Annotated in this window: 16 protein-coding genes; 8 read left to right on the top strand and 8 right to left on the bottom strand. The window is 74.9% G+C overall.

Going from position 1 to position 16,260, the window contains the following annotated elements:
• Positions 1–2: 2 nt before the first annotated feature.
• The gene (gene tap / locus ACH4TG_RS39205; protein ID WP_398247802.1) at positions 3–2,285 is read right to left on the bottom strand and encodes a telomere-associated protein Tap; all 2,283 of its coding nucleotides are present in this window, start codon (positions 2,283–2,285) and stop codon (positions 3–5) included.
• A gap of 371 nt (positions 2,286–2,656) precedes the next feature.
• Here tap and ACH4TG_RS39200 point away from each other — a divergent pair, with 371 nt between their 5' ends.
• Both ACH4TG_RS39200 and ACH4TG_RS39195 read left to right on the top strand, forming a co-directional pair.
• Positions 2,657–2,959 (top strand): hypothetical protein, encoded by a 303-nt coding sequence (locus ACH4TG_RS39200; protein WP_398247800.1) that lies wholly within the window; start codon positions 2,657–2,659, stop codon positions 2,957–2,959.
• A gap of 202 nt (positions 2,960–3,161) precedes the next feature.
• Complete coding sequence (locus ACH4TG_RS39195; protein WP_398247798.1) at positions 3,162–4,223, top strand: P1 family peptidase; 1,062 nt, start codon at positions 3,162–3,164, stop codon at positions 4,221–4,223.
• Positions 4,224–4,257: 34 nt separating this feature from the next.
• On the opposite strand, the gene ACH4TG_RS39190 is transcribed toward ACH4TG_RS39195, so the two are convergent.
• Complete coding sequence (locus tag ACH4TG_RS39190; RefSeq protein ID WP_398247796.1) at positions 4,258–4,533, bottom strand: hypothetical protein; 276 nt, start codon at positions 4,531–4,533, stop codon at positions 4,258–4,260.
• A gap of 180 nt (positions 4,534–4,713) precedes the next feature.
• Positions 4,714–5,661, bottom strand: a complete 948-nt coding sequence (locus ACH4TG_RS39185; protein WP_398247794.1) for a helix-turn-helix domain-containing protein — start codon at positions 5,659–5,661, stop codon at positions 4,714–4,716.
• Between the two features lie 116 nt (positions 5,662–5,777).
• On the opposite strand from ACH4TG_RS39185, the gene ACH4TG_RS39180 reads away from it, so the two are divergent.
• The gene (locus ACH4TG_RS39180; protein WP_398247792.1) at positions 5,778–9,929 is read left to right on the top strand and encodes a S8 family serine peptidase; all 4,152 of its coding nucleotides are present in this window, start codon (positions 5,778–5,780) and stop codon (positions 9,927–9,929) included.
• 166 nt (positions 9,930–10,095) lie between these two features.
• On the opposite strand, the gene ACH4TG_RS39175 is transcribed toward ACH4TG_RS39180, so the two are convergent.
• Entirely contained in the window at positions 10,096–11,031 is a 936-nt protein-coding gene (locus tag ACH4TG_RS39175; RefSeq protein WP_398247790.1) for a LysR family transcriptional regulator, read from the bottom strand.
• A gap of 102 nt (positions 11,032–11,133) precedes the next feature.
• A complete protein-coding gene (locus ACH4TG_RS39170) occupies positions 11,134–11,394 on the bottom strand; it encodes a hypothetical protein (RefSeq protein WP_398247788.1) in 261 nt (86 codons plus the stop codon).
• A gap of 362 nt (positions 11,395–11,756) precedes the next feature.
• Between ACH4TG_RS39170 and ACH4TG_RS39165 the strand changes: the two genes are divergently transcribed.
• The 3 genes from ACH4TG_RS39165 (at position 11,757) to ACH4TG_RS39155 (ending at position 13,596) form a co-directional block, all read left to right on the top strand.
• On the top strand, positions 11,757–12,050 hold the full coding sequence (locus ACH4TG_RS39165) for a hypothetical protein (protein WP_398247786.1): 294 nt from the start codon (positions 11,757–11,759) through the stop codon (positions 12,048–12,050).
• A gap of 91 nt (positions 12,051–12,141) precedes the next feature.
• Positions 12,142–12,603 carry an SRPBCC domain-containing protein gene (locus ACH4TG_RS39160; protein ID WP_398247784.1) on the top strand — a complete coding sequence of 154 codons (462 nt, stop codon included), beginning with the start codon at positions 12,142–12,144 and terminating at the stop codon, positions 12,601–12,603.
• A gap of 84 nt (positions 12,604–12,687) precedes the next feature.
• A complete protein-coding gene (locus tag ACH4TG_RS39155) occupies positions 12,688–13,596 on the top strand; it encodes an aminoglycoside phosphotransferase family protein (protein WP_398247782.1) in 909 nt (302 codons plus the stop codon).
• Between the two features lie 49 nt (positions 13,597–13,645).
• Here the strand turns inward: ACH4TG_RS39155 and ACH4TG_RS39150 are convergent, their stop codons facing one another.
• Complete coding sequence (locus ACH4TG_RS39150; RefSeq protein ID WP_398247780.1) at positions 13,646–13,915, bottom strand: hypothetical protein; 270 nt, start codon at positions 13,913–13,915, stop codon at positions 13,646–13,648.
• Positions 13,916–14,117: 202 nt separating this feature from the next.
• On the opposite strand from ACH4TG_RS39150, the gene ACH4TG_RS39145 reads away from it, so the two are divergent.
• Together ACH4TG_RS39145 and ACH4TG_RS39140 are read left to right on the top strand one after the other, a co-directional pair.
• A complete protein-coding gene (locus ACH4TG_RS39145) occupies positions 14,118–14,501 on the top strand; it encodes a hypothetical protein (protein WP_398247778.1) in 384 nt (127 codons plus the stop codon).
• Positions 14,502–14,671: 170 nt separating this feature from the next.
• Positions 14,672–15,052 (top strand): DUF1707 domain-containing protein, encoded by a 381-nt coding sequence (locus ACH4TG_RS39140; RefSeq protein WP_398247776.1) that lies wholly within the window; start codon positions 14,672–14,674, stop codon positions 15,050–15,052.
• 98 nt (positions 15,053–15,150) lie between these two features.
• On the opposite strand, the gene ACH4TG_RS39135 is transcribed toward ACH4TG_RS39140, so the two are convergent.
• Both ACH4TG_RS39135 and ACH4TG_RS39130 read right to left on the bottom strand, forming a co-directional pair.
• The gene (locus ACH4TG_RS39135) at positions 15,151–15,627 is read right to left on the bottom strand and encodes a hypothetical protein (protein WP_398247775.1); all 477 of its coding nucleotides are present in this window, start codon (positions 15,625–15,627) and stop codon (positions 15,151–15,153) included.
• A gap of 104 nt (positions 15,628–15,731) precedes the next feature.
• The gene (locus tag ACH4TG_RS39130) at positions 15,732–16,256 is read right to left on the bottom strand and encodes a PhzA/PhzB family protein (protein WP_398247773.1); all 525 of its coding nucleotides are present in this window, start codon (positions 16,254–16,256) and stop codon (positions 15,732–15,734) included.
• Positions 16,257–16,260: the final 4 nt, after the last annotated feature.

Below are 16,260 nucleotides of genomic sequence, written 5' to 3'. Positions count from 1 at the left end.
CCCTACTCCCCCTCGTCCGCGGTGCCGTCGCCCTTGATGTGCCGGGCCGGGTTGTGGTCCTGCTCCAGCAGTTCCACCGCCCAGTACAGCGGGCGGGTGCCCTCGTGCTTGACCATGCCGGGCGAGACCCCGAGCCGGAACGTGCCCGGTGCCGGCCTGCCGTCACCCCCGTAGGGCAGGACGTCCAGCGGCGACGGGCCCGGCGAGGGGTAGACCGCGCAGTCCGAGAGCACCGCGACCGGCATCAGCGCGTCCGGGGCGAAGTGCAGGGCGCCGGCCGGGGCGGGCCCGGTCTGCGTGGCCAGCGCGGTCCGAACCAGCTTGCGGTGCATGTTCACCCGGGCCGTCGCGATCACGGCCGCGCGGATGTCCGGCCGCCACGTCGGCCGCTCCAGCGCCGGCCACCGCTCGCCCGGCCGGTAGGACACGCCCTGCGGCCGCTCGCGCAGCTTGCCGATCCCGCCCTTGACCGTCGACTTCACCGCCGACAGCACCATCGCCATCGCCGGGTCGACCGCCTTGTGGTGCTCCATGGCGTGAAGGAACTGCTGCGGCGTCAGGTCGGCGGCCACCTTGAGGTCGGCCATCGTGGCCTTGTACGCCTGCGCCAGGTGCTTGTACCAGGGGTCCAGGTAGGGGCCCGCGTCGCGCCGCACGTACGCCTGGACCGGGCGCAGTTCCACCGGCAGCCGGTAGGTCTCGATCAGCTCGGCGGCGTAGGCGACGGTCGCGGTGGCATACCAGGCCGGGCCCTGCGGGCGGCCGCCGTGCGGCGTGAACGGCGACGGCAGCCGCGGGTCGATGTCGATGCCGGACAGGTCCACCAGCCAGCAGCCCGGCACGGTCTTGTCGAACCGCGGCCCGCTCACGTGCTCCGGCGCGCCGAGCCCGACGAGCAGCCGGTTCGCGGCGGCCAGGAACGCGGTGTTGACGTCGACGCCGACCGCGAACGGCAGCGCGCACTCGGCGTCGGTCAGGGCCTGCGGGTCGCGGATCCAGTCGAACGCCTCCTCGTCGAGGACCTCGCTCTCGCCGCGCTGGTGGCCGCGCGGGAACAGGGCCGCCACGACCGGGTGTTCGTCCGGTGCCTCCGGCGGCGCCGGGTCCACCGCCGCGGTGAGCGAGCCGGCCACCGGCCCCGACACCCACCCGCCGGTCGTCTCGTCCCTGATCGCCTGGGTGGGCGGGCGCAGCGCGGTCATCAGCTCCAGGCCCGCCACCGCCGCCGAGCCGCGGGGGGTGAGCACCCGCGCGGCGTACACGCTCAGGACGCGGGCGAGTTCCGCCGGCGGCAGCTCCTGCGCACTCCCCCACGCGCGGGCGTCCAGCGCGCCCCAGGGCAGCACCGCCAGCTGCACGCAGGAGCGCCGGCCGCCCTGCGCGGGGCGGTAGACCCGGGCCCACGGGCCGAAGCCGCGCCGGGTCAACTGCCACCTCGCGCGGGCGATCTGCCGGACCACCGGGTGCCCCTCGGGCAGCCGCATCGAGCGCCGGTCCTCCAACTGCTCCGGCAGGCCCAGCCGCGACGCGGCGGCCGCCGTCAGGACGACCAGCGGATCGGCGTCCTTGCCCGAGCGGTGCAGCCGGCCCGCGCCGAGCCCGGCCTCGGCCAGCGTCCACTCCACCAGCTCCGGCACCGTGGCCGCCGGGCAGTGCAGGACCAGGCCGCCGGCGCAGTACAGCTGCCCGTCACCGTCCAGCACGCCCAGCGGCCCATGCACGAACCGCGGATCGGACACGGCCGCGGCGGGCACCGGTCCCGCGGGCGCCTTCCGCCCGGCGGCCGGCCGACCCGGCGACGCAGACCCTGACCGTGACGCTGACCGTGAGAGTGACGGTGAAGGTGAAGGTGAAGGTGGCGGTGGGGTCCTGGTGGGTGGTGCGGCCGGGGCCGGCACCCGGGCCGGTGCGGCGGGCGCGCCGGTGGGTGCGGGCGGGGGCGCGGCTGCGCTCTGCTGGTGCGGCGGCTGCGGCGACGATTCCGGCTGCGGTTGCGGTGCGGCGGCGGGGGCTGCCGGTGGCTGCGGTGCGGGGAAGCGCACGGCCAGGCCCTCCAGCAGGCGGGCGTAGGCGGCGCGCTGCGGGGGCCGCGGCTCGCGGCGGCCGGTCTCCCAACTGCCCACCGCCTCGCGGCGGGTGGCGACCGCCTTGGCGACCTGCTCCTGGCTCAGGCCCGCGGCCTCCCGCAGTCGCCTGCGTTCGGCCGGCGGCGGCAGGGCCTCCCCGGCCACGACCTGCTCCAGCAGCGCGTCGACCGAGCTGAACAGCTCGTCCTCCGTGGGCATCGCTCACCTCCGGGCACCCACCCTAACCACGATCGCGCATCGAATCACACGCGAAACGCGCACCCGGGGCGGTGCATCCGGCTCGCCCGGCGGCAGACCCCGGCCCCGGCGAACGCGCCCGGGGAACCGCGGGCGGGGGAACGCGCCCAAGCCCCCTGCCGCCGCCACCCGTTGCGCGGACGGCCTCGCGGGCCGGCCCCGCAGCGCCGGCCGCGCGCCGCTGGAGGGCCGGTGGCGGTCAGCGGGGCTGGTCACCGGGACCAGCGGGCGCGGCCCGCAGGTCGGCCCGACCGGGCCGACTGTCGTGAAGATCGCCGGGGCGGGAGGACCCCCGGTCAGGGGCACGGGTGCGGCCGCATATCCTTCCGGCCATGACGAACCGGCGGCGAGGGCTCAGCGAGGCGTTGCGGGCCGTGGACCGGGCCCTGGGAGGGCAGCGCCGCCCGACCCGGATCCAGAAATGGGTCGCCCGGCACCCCATCGGCACCGGCCTTGTGGTGGCCGTCCCGTTCACGCTGTTCCTCCTGCTGCTCTCCCGCGAGGACGAACCGGGCGATCCTGCGTTCGCCGTGCTCTTCGGGCTGATGCTGGGAGCCGTCTTCGGCCTCACGGCCGTCTCGGAGCGGCTGCGGCAGCGCCGGCTCAGGCGCCTGGGACGCTGGGACGGAACCTGAACCGGGCTCCGGCTCCGCCCCGGCAACGGCAACGGCATCACCTGGGTGCAGCCGGCACCGCCGAGGCGAGGAACGCCTGCGGCAGGCCGAGCGGCCGACGCGGCCACGACCGGGACGACGACCACGGCGACGGCCGGTGAACGCGCCGACGAACTTTTGCCACGGCTGGACCGAAGCGGATGAGAGGGCTGACGCACACGCCATGACCGAACTCCCCCACCACGCAGGCGGCGCGGACGCTGCCGGTGATGACGACCGGCGGCGGGCCGGCGACCTCGGGCTGCGTATCGGGCACCGGCCGTCGGGCGCGCACAACGCGATCACCGACGTGCCCGGCGTCCTGGTCGGCCACACCACCGTGCGGGAGGCGCCCGACGTCCACACCGGCGTCACGGCCGTCGTGCCGGCCGGGATCGGTCCGCACGCGCCGCTGCCGGCGGGCCTGTTCACCGGGAACGGCCGGGGCAAGTTCGTCGGCGCCACGCAGGTGGCCGAGTTGGGTGAGATCGAGTCGCCGATCGTGCTCACCTCGACCCTGTCCGCGTTTCGCGCCGCGGACGCGCTGGTGTCGTGGATGCTGGCCGATCCCGCCAACGACGACGTGCTGTCGTTCAACCCGGTCGTCGGCGAGTGCAACGACGGTGCCCTGTCCGACATCCGGCGCCGGCCGGTGACCGAGGCGCACGTGCTGGCCGCCCTGGCGTCCGCGGCGCCGGGTCCGGTGGCCGAGGGCTGCGTGGGTGCCGGCACCGGCATGGTCTCCCTGGGCTACAAGGCCGGGATCGGCACCTCCTCGCGGCAGGTCGAGGCGGCCGGCGCCGCGTTCGCCCTGGGCGTGCTGGTGCTGGCGAACTTCGGCGGGACGCTGCGGATCGCCGGCACGGAGGTGCCCGGCGGGGCGAACGGCGGCGTGCTGCGCGATCACGGCTCGTGCGTGGTGGTCGTGGCCACCGACGCGCCGCTCGACGCCCGGCAGTTGACCAGGGTGGCGCGGCGGGCGGTGTTCGCGATGGCCCGCGTCGGCAGCGCGTTCGGCCACGAGAGCGGCGACTACGCGCTGGCGTTCAGCACCCGCCGCGCTGCGCCGGTGCTCGCCGACCCGGAGCTGTCGCCGCTGTTCGAGGCGACGCTGGACGCCACGGAGGAGGCCGTCCTCAACTCCCTGCTGGCCGCCAGGACCACCCGCGGGCGCGACGGCACGCTGGTGCAGGCCCTGCCGGCGCGGGAGGTGCTGGCCCTCATCGGCCAACACCCCGCCCGCTGACCGATGGTGGCCCGCAGGCGGCGCAGCGGGCGGGTCAGCCCTTGCAGTTGGGGTCGGGGAGTATGACGGGCGCGGCCTCCCGGGTGGTGACGAAAGCACGGAAGCCCGGGGCGCCCGCGACGCACTTGGTGGCGATGTTCGCGAAGTGGTCGGGGAAGTTGGTGACGTTGGCGGGGCTGTCCTCGCCGCGGTGGTCGGCGACGGGCGAATCGCCCGTCCCCCGGCGGTCGCTGGCGCATCCGGCAAGGACGGACACGGCGAAGACAGCCGCCAGTACGGCGGTGGCATACCTCGTCGAGCGGCGCTTCACATCATCCTCATCTCGGCCTGCGCTCAGGAGCGGACGGCATGAAGGACTCACCAGCGGACATGATCGGTTCCGCGGCGGGCCGCATCCGCCCTGCTCCCGGTGCCGGGAGCGCCGCGAGGGTGCTCGTGGGGTTCGGCGCGGCAGCGGGGGGCCGGCCTCGTCCGGGCGGCCCGGGGGCCGTCAGATCCAGCCGCGGCGGGAGGCGATCACGCCTGCCTGGAAGCGGTTGGAGGCGCCGAGCTGTTCGTGCAGGCGGCGGGTGCGGCGCCGCATGGTGCGTACCGACCAGCCCAGTTGGCGGGCGATCGCCTCGTCCTTCAGGCCGCTCACCAGCAAGGTGAGCATCTGCCGATCCTCCTCGCCCAGCGGGTCGGCGGCGGGCGCGTCCAGCGGCAGGGCCTGCCGCCAGCACAGCTCCCAGTAGTCGACGACGGCGTCCAGCAGCGCGGAGGGCCGGATGATGGCCGCGCGGACCTGGGTGAGGTCCAGTGACAGCGGGATCAGCGCGAGCCGGTGGTCGGCGATGGCCACCTTGACCCGCAGGCCCGGCAGCACCCGGGCCTGCTCGCCGCGTTTGACCAGGTCGCGGATGTCGTCCAGGACACCGGGCCACTCCAGGGCCTCGGGCGCGTACACCGCCCGGTAGACCACCCCGCGGGTCATGGCCGCCGCCTCGACGGGGTTGGAGGTCGTCAGCGCGTACGGCGGCCGGTCCAGGGTGCGCACCTCGTGCCGGGCCTGCTGCTGCAGGGTGACGAACCAGCGGCCCAGCGCGTCGCCGCCGGTGGCGATCTCCACCTCCTCGGTCTCGTCCTCGCGGGCCGCGGCGAACATCCGCGACAACTCCGCGGCGGCCACCCGCACATGCTCCAGTTCGCTGGTCCGCGCCCGCACCAGCGCGTCCAGCGCGGTCTGCGGCTCGATCGCGGCGTACCGGCGGGATCTGCCGGCCAGCCGCCCCACCAGGCCGTGTTCGCGCAGCCGGTCCAGCGCCCGGGCCACCCGGTCGGCGGAGCAGCCCAGTTCGGCGGCGATCTGCGCCGGTGAGGCGACCCGCCGGCTGACCGCCGCGTGGTACACGGACGCGTCGAATGGGTCGATACCGGCTGGAGTCAGGTCCTGAGGCACGGATGCATGGTGGCCCATTTGTGCCAATGGCTGCAACGGGCCAGGGGTGATCCGTTGTCCCGCGGTCCGTGGCCGACGTAGGAACTACAGACATGCCAATCAACCCAAGAAGGCCCGTGGCCTTCGCCGTTGCCGCCGTGACAGCCGGCGCGCTGCTCTCCGCGCTGCCGCCGGCCGCCTCCGCGGCGGCCGGCGGCGGGGCCGAGCGCCGGGTCATCGTCGAGCTGTCCGGTACCCCGGCCGCCGACGGTGCTCGCCTGGACTCCGCCGGCGGTGCGGGAAGTTCCCGCATAGCCGCCCGGCGCCAGAGCATCCAAGCGGCCCAGGACACCTTCCTGGCCGGGGTGCGGAACGCGGGCGTGCACGCCGGCTCCGTACGCCGGTTCGGGCTGCTGAGCGACTCGGTGGCCCTGACGGTGCGCGAGGGCGACCTCGCCGCGCTGCAGCGCCAGCCGGGCGTGGCCAAGGTGGTCCCGGACACGCCGGTGCACGCCCTGACCGACGTGAGCGTGCCGCTGATCGGTGCGCCGCAGGTGTGGGCGAAGAAGGGACCCGACGGCACGCCGGTGCGCGGCGACGGCATCACCGTCGCCCTGCTGGACACCGGCGTGGACTACCGGCACCCGGATCTGGGCGGGGGCTTCGGCCCGGGCCACAAGGTGGTGGCCGGCCACGACTTCGTCAACAACGACGACGACCCGATGGACGACAACGGCCACGGCACCCACGTGGCGGGCATCGTCGCCGGCAAGGCCGCCGAGCCCGGCGGCATCACCGGTGTCGCCCCGGACGCGACGCTGACCGCCTACAAGGTCATGGACGACAGCGGCAGCGGCTACACCTCCGACATCATCGCCGGCCTGGAGGCGGCCACCGACCCGGCCAACCCGCACCGCGCGGACGTGGTCAACTTGAGTTTGGGCGGCCCGGGCGACGGCACCGACCCGCTGGGACTTGCGGCCAGCGCCGCGGTACGCGCCGGCGTCGTGGTGGTGGCCGCCGCCGGCAACGACGCCGGCCCCGAGACGGTCGGCACCCCGGCCGCCGCCGACGGCGTCATCGCGGTCGGCGCCTCCACCAGCGGGGTGCGGCTGCCGTCCGCGTCGTACGTCACCGGCGGCACGCGTGAACTGGTGCAGGCCCAGCCGTGGTTGATGTCGGCCAACGGGCCGGCCAAGCCCGTCACCGCCCAGGTCGTCGACCTCGGCACGTCGCAGGACGTGGACTGGGGCGCGGTCGGCGACGTGCGCGGCAAGGCCCTGCTGGTGCAGGACGCCCTCGGGCCCTACTACGACCCGTGGTTCGCAAGCCTGGCGCAGGAGGCCGAGAAGCGCGGCGCGGTCGCGGTGTTCGGCGGCGCGCCCAGCGGCGGGGTGGGCCCGCAGTCCGTGCCCGCCGGCAAGGGCGTGGTGCCCGCGCAGCCCAGTACCGCGCATGTCAGCGCCTCCGGTGACGACACCCGGTTCGACTCCGTGGTCCTGATGGGCCTGGACGAGTTCGCCTACCGGCAGATGGCTGCCAAGGCCGCCGCCGGCCAGGCCACCGTGGAGATCACCGGCAGCGACGTCACCGACCAGATCGCCTCGTTCTCCTCGCGCGGCCCGGTCCCGGGCACCTACGCGCTCAAGCCCGACATGGTCGCGCCCGGCGTGCAGATCAGGTCCACCATGTACGGCGCGTGGGCGCCCGGCGTCTACCGGATGTCGGGCACGTCCATGGCGGCCCCGCACGTGGCCGGCGCGGCGGCGCTGCTGCGTCAGTTGCGCCCGAAGGACACCCCGCAGCAGATCACCTCCGCGCTGGTCGGCTCGGCCAAGCCGCTGGACGGCCCCGGGATCGCCACCCAGGGCGCGGGCCGCCTCGACGTGGCCGCCGCGGCCGCAACCGTGCTGACCGCGTCCCCGCCCACGGTCTCCCTGGGCCTGGCCGACATGGCGCACCGCACCCTGTCGGCCACCCGCACCGTGACCCTGTCCAACCCCGGCCGCAGCACGATCACCGCGGCGGTCTCGGCGACCGGCAGTGCGAGCGTCACCCCGCGGAAGGTGTCGGTCCGCGCCGGCGGCACCGCGACCCTCACCCTGCGCGTGAACACCCCGCGGCCGGACGCCGGCACCGACATCGACGGCCGCGTCCTGGTGCGCCCCGACCGCGGTTCGCCCCTGACCGTCCCCTATCTGCTGGCCGTGCGCCCGCTTACTGTCAGGGTCTCCCCCGACCCCAGCGACGGCCACGCCACCGCCTACGTCTACAGCCCCACCCCGCTGTCGGCGCCGCCGGTACTGACCGTCCAGGCGCCCAAGGGCCGGCCGGTCACCGTCACCGCCGCCTTGGACCACGGGACCTGGTACACCGCGCCGCTGACCGGCACCGCGCCCGGCGTGTACACGGTGTCGGTCGCCGCGACCGCGGCCGGCGGGCAGCAGCTGCTGGGATCCGACGCCTTCGAGGTGACCGCGCCGAACAAGGCCGGCGCCGGATGGCAGCCGGTCGGCCCCAACAGCCAGGGCGGTGACCTGACGATCGCCGGCAGCGCCCCCGACCAGGCCGTGCTCGCCCAGTACGGCCAGTCCGCGCTGTGGTACACCGGCGACAAGGGCTCCTCCTGGAGCCGCCTGGGCCGGATGCCGGTGGCCCAGGGCACCGGCAGCGTGGTGATCGACCCGAACGACGCCGCCCACTGGTGGTACGCCGTCACCGGCGGTGCCCCCGGCCGCAGTTACCTGATGCAGACCCGCGACCACGGCGGCACCTGGCAGGTCCTGCACACCCTGTCCACCGCCATCGACGCCTTCACCGCCGACCAGCAGGCCCGCGCCCTGGTCGCCGTCACCGGCAGCGACCTGGTGCTCAGCACCGACGGCGGCGCGAGCTGGACCACCGTGCCCAGCGGCGTGCCCGCCGAGGTCGCCCACGCCGCGTTCAGCGGCGACGACCTGTACCTGGAGACGTACGGAGCCGGCCTGTGGGTCGTGCCCGGCGTCGCCGGCGGCACGCCCGGCACACCGCGGCAGGTGCTGGACGAGTCCCTGCTGACCGGCCTGGCCGTGGTCGGCGACACCGTCGCGGTCTGGCAGATCGGCAACGGCGTCATGGTCAGCCACGACCACGGCGCGACCTGGTCCACCACCCTGCCGCTGCTCTACAGCGGAGGCGGCGGCCCGATCGCCTCCGGCGGCGACCTGTTCATCGGCGCCGGCAGCGACAACACCAGCTGGGTCAGCCACGACCAGGGCCGCACCTGGCAGAAGCTCCCGCTGCCCTCCTCCCGGGCCCTGATCACCGACTACGACCGGTGGGCCGACGGTTCGGTGACCATGTCCGCGCAGGACGACGGCGTGTACCACAGCGCCGCCGACGGCACCGGCGCCCGCCGCATCGGCGTGCAGGGCCAGACCGTCAACGCCCTTGCGATCAGCGGCGGCAACCTGCTCGCCGGCACCTTCGCCGGCACCTACCGCACCCCCCTGCCGGTGGCCTCCACCGAATGGGGACGCTCCGGCGGCGAGGGCTGCATCGGCTGCCAGGTCCCGCTGCTGGCCACCGCCGGCGACCACGTGGTGTGGCGGGTGGTGAAGCTGGCGATCGGCCAGTTCAACGTCCAGCGCAGCACCGACTCCGGCGCGACCTGGACCACCATGGGCAAGTACGGCGAGAGCCCCGACGCGCTCCTGGTCGACCCCGCCGACCCGAACCGGGTGACCGTCGCCTACCACGTGATGGACCAGCCCGGCCTGTACACCACCGCCGACGGCGGCAAGACCTGGAAGGTCCTGCACCAGACCCGCGTCTACACCGCCCTGGCCGGCGACCCCGCCGACCCGAACCGGCTGTGGCTGGGCGCCGCGGACGGGCTGTTCCGCTCCGACGACGGCGGCGCGACCGTGACCAAGGTCGCCGACGGCCCGGCCACCGCCATCACCCTCGACGGCCCGCGGCTGATCGTCGGCGGTGACGGCATCCGGATCAGCTCCGACGGCGCACGCACCTTCACCGCCGCCGACCTCGGCGCGCTGCCCACCTCGGTGTCCGACGTGCTGCGCGTCGGCAGCGCCCTGTACGCGGCCACCGGCAAGACCTGGCCCAACGGCCTGCTCAAGGGCGGCCGGGGCGTCCTGCGCAGCACCGACAACGGCCGCACCTGGAGCAGCGTGTCAGCCGGGTTGCAGGACCTCGACACCACCCGCCTGGCCGCGGCCCCCGACGGCAGCGCCCTGTACGTGGGCACCGTCGACGGCGGCGTCCACCGCCTGGTACTGCATCCCTGACCACCACCCCGCGTCAGGCATGCCCCTTGTGCCCGGTGCCCCGCACGGACCCGACCGGTTCGCGCGGGGCGCCGGGCGCCGGTGCGTGGCGAGACGAACTCCACACGCGACGTGCAGAGTTGACGTGGCACCGGGAGTGCGGGCCTCAGTGCTGCTGCCACCGGGGTCAGTTCGGGATCGCCCAGGGTGGGCGCCAGGTGCCGGGGGCGTCGTGGCCGGGGGTGACGGCGGCGAGGTGGGCGCGCAGGGTCGCCAGTGCCGGGTGGGGGTTGTCGCGGTGCCACAGCAGCGCGTGCGGGTAGACCGGCGTCGGGTCGGTCACCGGGATGCGGCGCAGGCCGTGGCCGGCGGGCCAGACCAGGCGGGCATGCTCGCCCATGAACGTGGCCAGGGCCGGGGTGTCGGCGACGGTGTCCAGCAGCGCGTCCGAGCCGAAGTTGGGGCCGGTCGCCTCGATGGTCAGGCCGAACTCGGCGACCATGTCGTCGTAGTAGGCCGCCCACTCGGTGCCGGGCACGATGCCCGGCATCCAGATCCGGTGCCCGGCCAGGTCGGCCAGGGTCACCGACCGGGCGCCGGCCAGCACATGGGCGGGCCCGGTCAGCAGTTGCAGCGTCTCGTCCAGCACCCGCGCGCACGCGATGCCCTGGGGCAGCGGCCGGCCGGGCATGGCCACCGCGCGGAAGGACGCGTCGATCGTCCCGGAGCGGATCGCGGCGACGGCGGTGTCGATGTCGACGAGCATCACCACGTCGAGGTCGATGTCGGGATGCGCGCTGTGGAAGCCGCGCATCAGGCCCGATCCCGCGCTCCGCGAGGCGAGCACGTCGACACGCAGCGGCCGCCGCCCGGTGTGCACCGAGGCCGCCGCGCGTTCGGCGACCCGCAGCAGTTCGCGGGCGTGCGGCAGGAACGCCTGCCCGTCGATGGTCAGCTCCGCGCCGCGCGCGGTCCGGGTGAACAACCGCACCCCCAGGCCCCGTTCCAGCCCCGCGATCCGCTTCGACACCGCCTGCTGGGTGACCCCCAGCTCCACGGCCGCCTCCTGGAACTGCCCCGCGTCAGCGGCAGCGACGAACGTCCGCACACCCTCGAGATCCACACCCGCCACCCTACGGCCACAACCACGGGTTGTGGCTGAACGGCCCGTCGCTGGCTTCGCCCGGCCGTAGTGCTCAGGGACGAGCGAGGTGAGTGGCGACCCTCAGGTGAGGTCCAAGGTGACCCGCAGCGCCGCGACGATCCAGTCCATGGTCGGGGCATCGACCGTGCCGAGGAAGTCGCCGGATGTCAGGCGTTTGCCGGTCAGCGAGGTGAGGTCGACGGCGACGGCGGCACCGCGCACGGGATGGGTGAGGGGGATGGTGATGACGGTGTCCGGGGCGCCCTGGGTCTCGTCGATCATCATGCACACGGCGGTGCCGGGCAGGGCGTCCAGGGCGGCGTCGGACTCGACGATGACCACGGCGCGGGCTTGGTGGCCAGAGGGACACGCCAGACCTGGCCACGGGCCAGAGGGGTCATGCGACGTCCTCGCCGAAGATGTCCGCGAGCTCTTCGGTGTCTGCCGCGGTCCGCTTCCCGCGCCAAGCCCGCACAGCGGGGGCCGAGTCCCGCAACTGCTGAGCTCGGAGCGCGTGTTCGACATAGGCCGACAGGTTGCCGCCGGATGCGGCCCGGGGCGTGTTCGACAAGATCGGACGGCAGGCTGTCGACCCTCTGAACTGCCTCAAGTGACCTGACACGGCGGGCAGGTACCGCTGATGCTGGTCACCCGGCACAGCGAGAAGAGGGGGAGGGACCCGATGATCTCCACGGCACCCCGTGATGGTGTGGATCCCCGCGCTGACGATCGCCCTGGTCGCACTGGGCATCGTCATCGGCGTCAGGCGCGGCATGGGCCACGGCGCAGGGCGCGGAGGCGGCTCGGGCGGCGGCGACGTCCTCGACGACGGCACCGGCACGTTTCCCGACACCGCCCACGACGGCCACCACCACGGCGGGCACGGGCACGGGCATGGGGGTGGCTGGTTCGGCGGCGGGCACTCGGGAGACCACGGCGGCTTCGGGGGCGGCGGCCACCACGGCGGCTTCGACGGGGGCGGCGGCCACCACGGCTGAACCACGGCAACACTCCCGGTTGCGGCCGCACGGATGAAGGCCGTTGCGGCGGGGCGGCCGGGCCGGCCGGCGACGCCGTAGGGTGAAGGCCGTGTACGAGACCCGGGTGACCCGCCACATCGACGCACCGCCGGCCGTGATCTACCGCGCCCTGCTGGACGGCGACGCGGTCGCCCAGTGGCGGTTCCCGGACGGGATGACCTGCCAGGTCCACGCGTTCGAGCCCCGCACCGGCGGCGCGTTCCGCGTCTCCCTCACCTACGACGCGCCGGAGGCGGAAGGCAAGTCCGCCGGCCGCACCGACACCTACCGCGGCCACTTCCTGGAACTCGTGCAGGACCACAAGGTCGTCGAGCAGCTGCAGTTCGAGACCGAGGACGCCGACATGGCCGCGCCCATGACCATGACGACCACCCTCACCCCGGCCGCCGGCGGCGGCACGGACGTGACCGTCCACCACCAGGGCGTCCCCGACGCCGTTGCGCCCGCGGACAACGAGACCGGCACCCGCATGGCCCTGGACCGCCTGGCCGCCCTCGCGGTGCGCATGTGACACCCGCTGTCCCGGGCAAGGACCGTCGCCGTGGCGGACAAAGTCGCTGGCGTGGCGGGGGCCGCCCGCGGTGGACTGGGCGGCGTGGCACTTCACGACGACGAGATCCCCGCCGGCCCGGCGCTTGTGCGCTCCCTGCTGCGGGCGCAGCTCCCCCGGTGGGCCGACCTGCCGTTGACGCCGGCGGGCGCCGGCACCGACAACACGATGTACCGGCTGGGCGAGGACCTGCTGGTGCGGCTGCCGCGGACCGCGGGCAACGGCCGGTCCCTGCTCAAGGAGCAGCGCTGGCTTCCCCGCCTGGCCCCGCAGCTGGCCTGCACGATCCCCGACCTGGTCCACGCCGGCACGCCCGCCGCCGGCTTCCCGCTGCCCTGGTCGGTCCACCGCTGGATCGACGGCGCAGAAGCCGGCCCCGGCACCGTCGGCGACTGGGCGGCCTTCGGCACCGAGTTGGCCGCGGTGGTCGGGCAGCTCCACCGCACCGACCTGATGGGCGCGCACCGCGCCGGCGACCTGAGCTGGTACCGCGGCGGCAGCCTGCACGACTGCGACCAGTGGATCACCCGCGCTATGGCCGACTGCCGCACCGCCGCGGGCCCGGCGCTGGACGTCGACCACCTTCAGCAGCTGTGGCGGGCCGCCCTGCGCCTGCCCGACTCCCCAGCGCCCCACGTGTGGCTGCACGGCGACCTGAAACCCACCAACGTCCTCGTGCGCGACGGCCGCCTGCACGCCGTCATCGACTTCGGCGCACTGTCGGTGGGCCTGCCCGACGCCGAGCACGCCCCCGTCTGGGACCTGCCGGCGCAGGCCCGCCACGCCTACTGGGACGCCGTCGCCCTGGACCAGGACACCTGGACACGGGCCCGCGCCTGGGCGATCGCCGTGGGCGTCAGCGGCATCTCCTACTACCAGCACACCTTCCCCGCGTTCGTCGAGGAGTGCCGCAGGCGCCTGCAGGCGATCCTCACCGACGCCGCCACCCGCTGAACCCTCCCCCACCCCCTCCCCCGCGGCCCTGGCCCAGGTCACCAGGGGTTCAGGGGGTGTCGCCCTCCCACTGCCACACGCGCCCGTCGCCCGGCCGCGCCCGGTACCAGGCCCGGCCGCCCGCACCGTAGGCCCCGATCTCCGTCGTCAGCGCCGCACCGTCGGCCAGCTCGCGCCGGCTGCGGCCCGTCACGTCCAGCAGCAGGCCGTCCAACGGCCCGCCCACCAGCTCCACATAGGCGTGGCCGAGCCGCGGGCCGGGGTCGGGATCGTCATGGTCGGCGCCGTACACGCGCCGCAGCATCCACCGGGCATCCATGCCGCCAGCCTCGCAGCCACCACTGACATCCTCCTGCCGGACACCGACGGACGCGCAGGCGCGCGGGCAGGCGCGGGGGCTGGCGGGCAGCCGAGGCGGTGGGCGGACGGGAAGCTCTCGCGTTCCTCAAACGGCAGGACACGCCCGGCCGGACGGCCGGATGCTGGAGACCGGCCGGATACGCGTTGGGGAGGGTGACAAGGTGACCAGGGACTCGACGGCGACCGGGTTCGTGTGGGCGATCGCGGCGATCATCGTGATCGTGGTGGCCGTGCTGATCGCCGCGGTCGCGACCCGGGTGCGCACGCGCCGCGGCCGCGGCGGGCACGGGCCGGGTGGAGTGGGCAGGCCGGGCATGGGCGCGGGGCCGGGCGGGCCGGGCGCGCCGGACGGCGGCGGCGCCACGCCGGGCGACCACCACCACGACCGCCACCACGGCCACCAGCACGGGCACGGCCCTGGGCACGGGTACGACGGTGGGGGCCAGGCGTTCGGGCACGGCGGGCACCACGACGGTGGCGGGCACGGCGGCTTCGACGGCGGTGGCGGGCACGGTGGCTTCGACGGAGGTGGCGGGCACGGCTGACGCCCGCCGCCGTGGCCGCCCCCGACGCCTCAACCGCCCGGCCGTGGCGCCTCGTTGGGTCACGCCTGCGGGCGTGTCGGGTGGGCTTGAGCGCGGCCTGGCCCGCGTGTTGCGGCGAGTTGTACCGTTTTCCCCGGACGCGGTGACCATCCGGCCCCGGGGGGATGCCCATGGACGACGACCGTGAGAACCGCGAGGGCCGCGGGGAGCGGGCGGCGCCGGTGCCGGTGGGTTCGCCGGCGGCGGTGCGGGTCTCGGACGCGGATCGGGACCGGGTCGCGGCGCGGCTGCAACACCACTATGCGGTGGGCCGGTTGACGCTGCCGGAGTTGGAGGAGCGGGTGGCGCTGGTGTACCGGGCGCGTACCCGCGGGCAGCTCGACGCGGTGACGGCGGACCTGCCGGCTCCGGTCCGGGCGGCGCCGGGGCGTGGCGGGGGTGTCGACGAGCGGCTGCTGGTGGTCCTGCTCGTCGTGGCGCCGCCCGCGGGCGTGGTGTACTGGCTGCTCGCGCGGCGCGGCGGCCGGCGTCGTGACACCGGCGAGCGGTGACGGCGGCGAGCAACGACCGTGGCGGCGCGCGCCGTTCAGCACTGTGGCGGCAGCGCGGCGGCGGTGGGACGGCGGGGCTCGGTGGGTGCGGGGGCGGGTCAGAAGACCGGGCGGCCCAGGTCGCGACGCATGGTCATGCGCAGTTCGTCGAGCGTGTGGTCCCAGCGTTCGCGGGCCTGGGTGTAGGCGGGGTCGGTGACGGTGGCTCCCTGCTCGACGTGGTCCTTCAGGTCGCGCAGTGCGCGGAAGGCCGCGGTGGAGGCCTCGACGACCTCGCGGGGGGCCACCACGGCTATCTGGTACCGCAGTTCGTAGGCGTTGGAGTCGTGGAAGGCCTGGGCGGCGTGGGCGGTGTGCTCGGCGGGTGCGGTGGGCGGGGTGGTGGGGCGGGCGGCCATGCGCAGCACGTTGCGGGTGCGGGCCAGTGCGGCCAGGTAGTCCCCGTACAGCTGGCGGCGGGAGCTCTGGTCGTCGTCGGCGCGGCTGCGGCGGGCGCGCAGGTGGTCGGCGGCCAGGGTGGTGGCGATGCCGATGACGGCGCCGAGACAGGTGCTGGCCAGCGGTCCCCAGTCCATGCGGTGATCCTAGGGTGTGCCCGGGTCGTGGCGCCGCCCGCCTGGTGGGCCGAAGGCCGGGCCCACCGGCGGGAGTTGGGTGTGCTGTGCGGGACGGGGCTGGGTCAGGTGGGGATCCAGTCCCGGTTGATGTGGGGGGTGTCGATGCTCAGCGAGCGCATGTGCTCGATCGGGTTGGTGTATTCGCGGCTGGAGACGATCAGGCCGTCGCTGAGGGTGAAGCCGTGGATGAAGTGGTTGCGGTAGTGGCCCTGGGGGTAGCCGGGGAAGCGGATGGTGCCCTCGCCGTCGCATTCGACCCAGATCACCGACGGGTCCTGGGTCTGGTAGATCTGCGGGTCGATCCACTGCCAGTCGGGCAGTACCTGCAACGACAGCTCGCCGTGGCGTTTGAGGTTGTCCCGGCCCTTGACGGTGATGGGCCGGCCGATGTCGGTGTAGAACAGCGACGCGGTGCCGTCGGGTGTGTAGAGGGTGTAGCGCTCGAGCCGCGCGGCCGCGGTGGTCTGCAGGTACTGCTGGACGGCGTGCAGGTTGCGGGCGCGCAGGTCGTCGTGGCTGGTGAACGCGCCGGCGCCCGTGACGGGGTCGGGGCAGGGGGTGGTCGCGATCGGGGCGGGTGAGGTCACGGTG

It is taken from the genome of Streptomyces sp. NPDC020917, from assembly GCF_044333795.1.
Taxonomy (GTDB): domain Bacteria; phylum Actinomycetota; class Actinomycetes; order Streptomycetales; family Streptomycetaceae; genus Actinacidiphila.
This window is presented reverse-complemented; position numbering and strand designations above follow the sequence as displayed.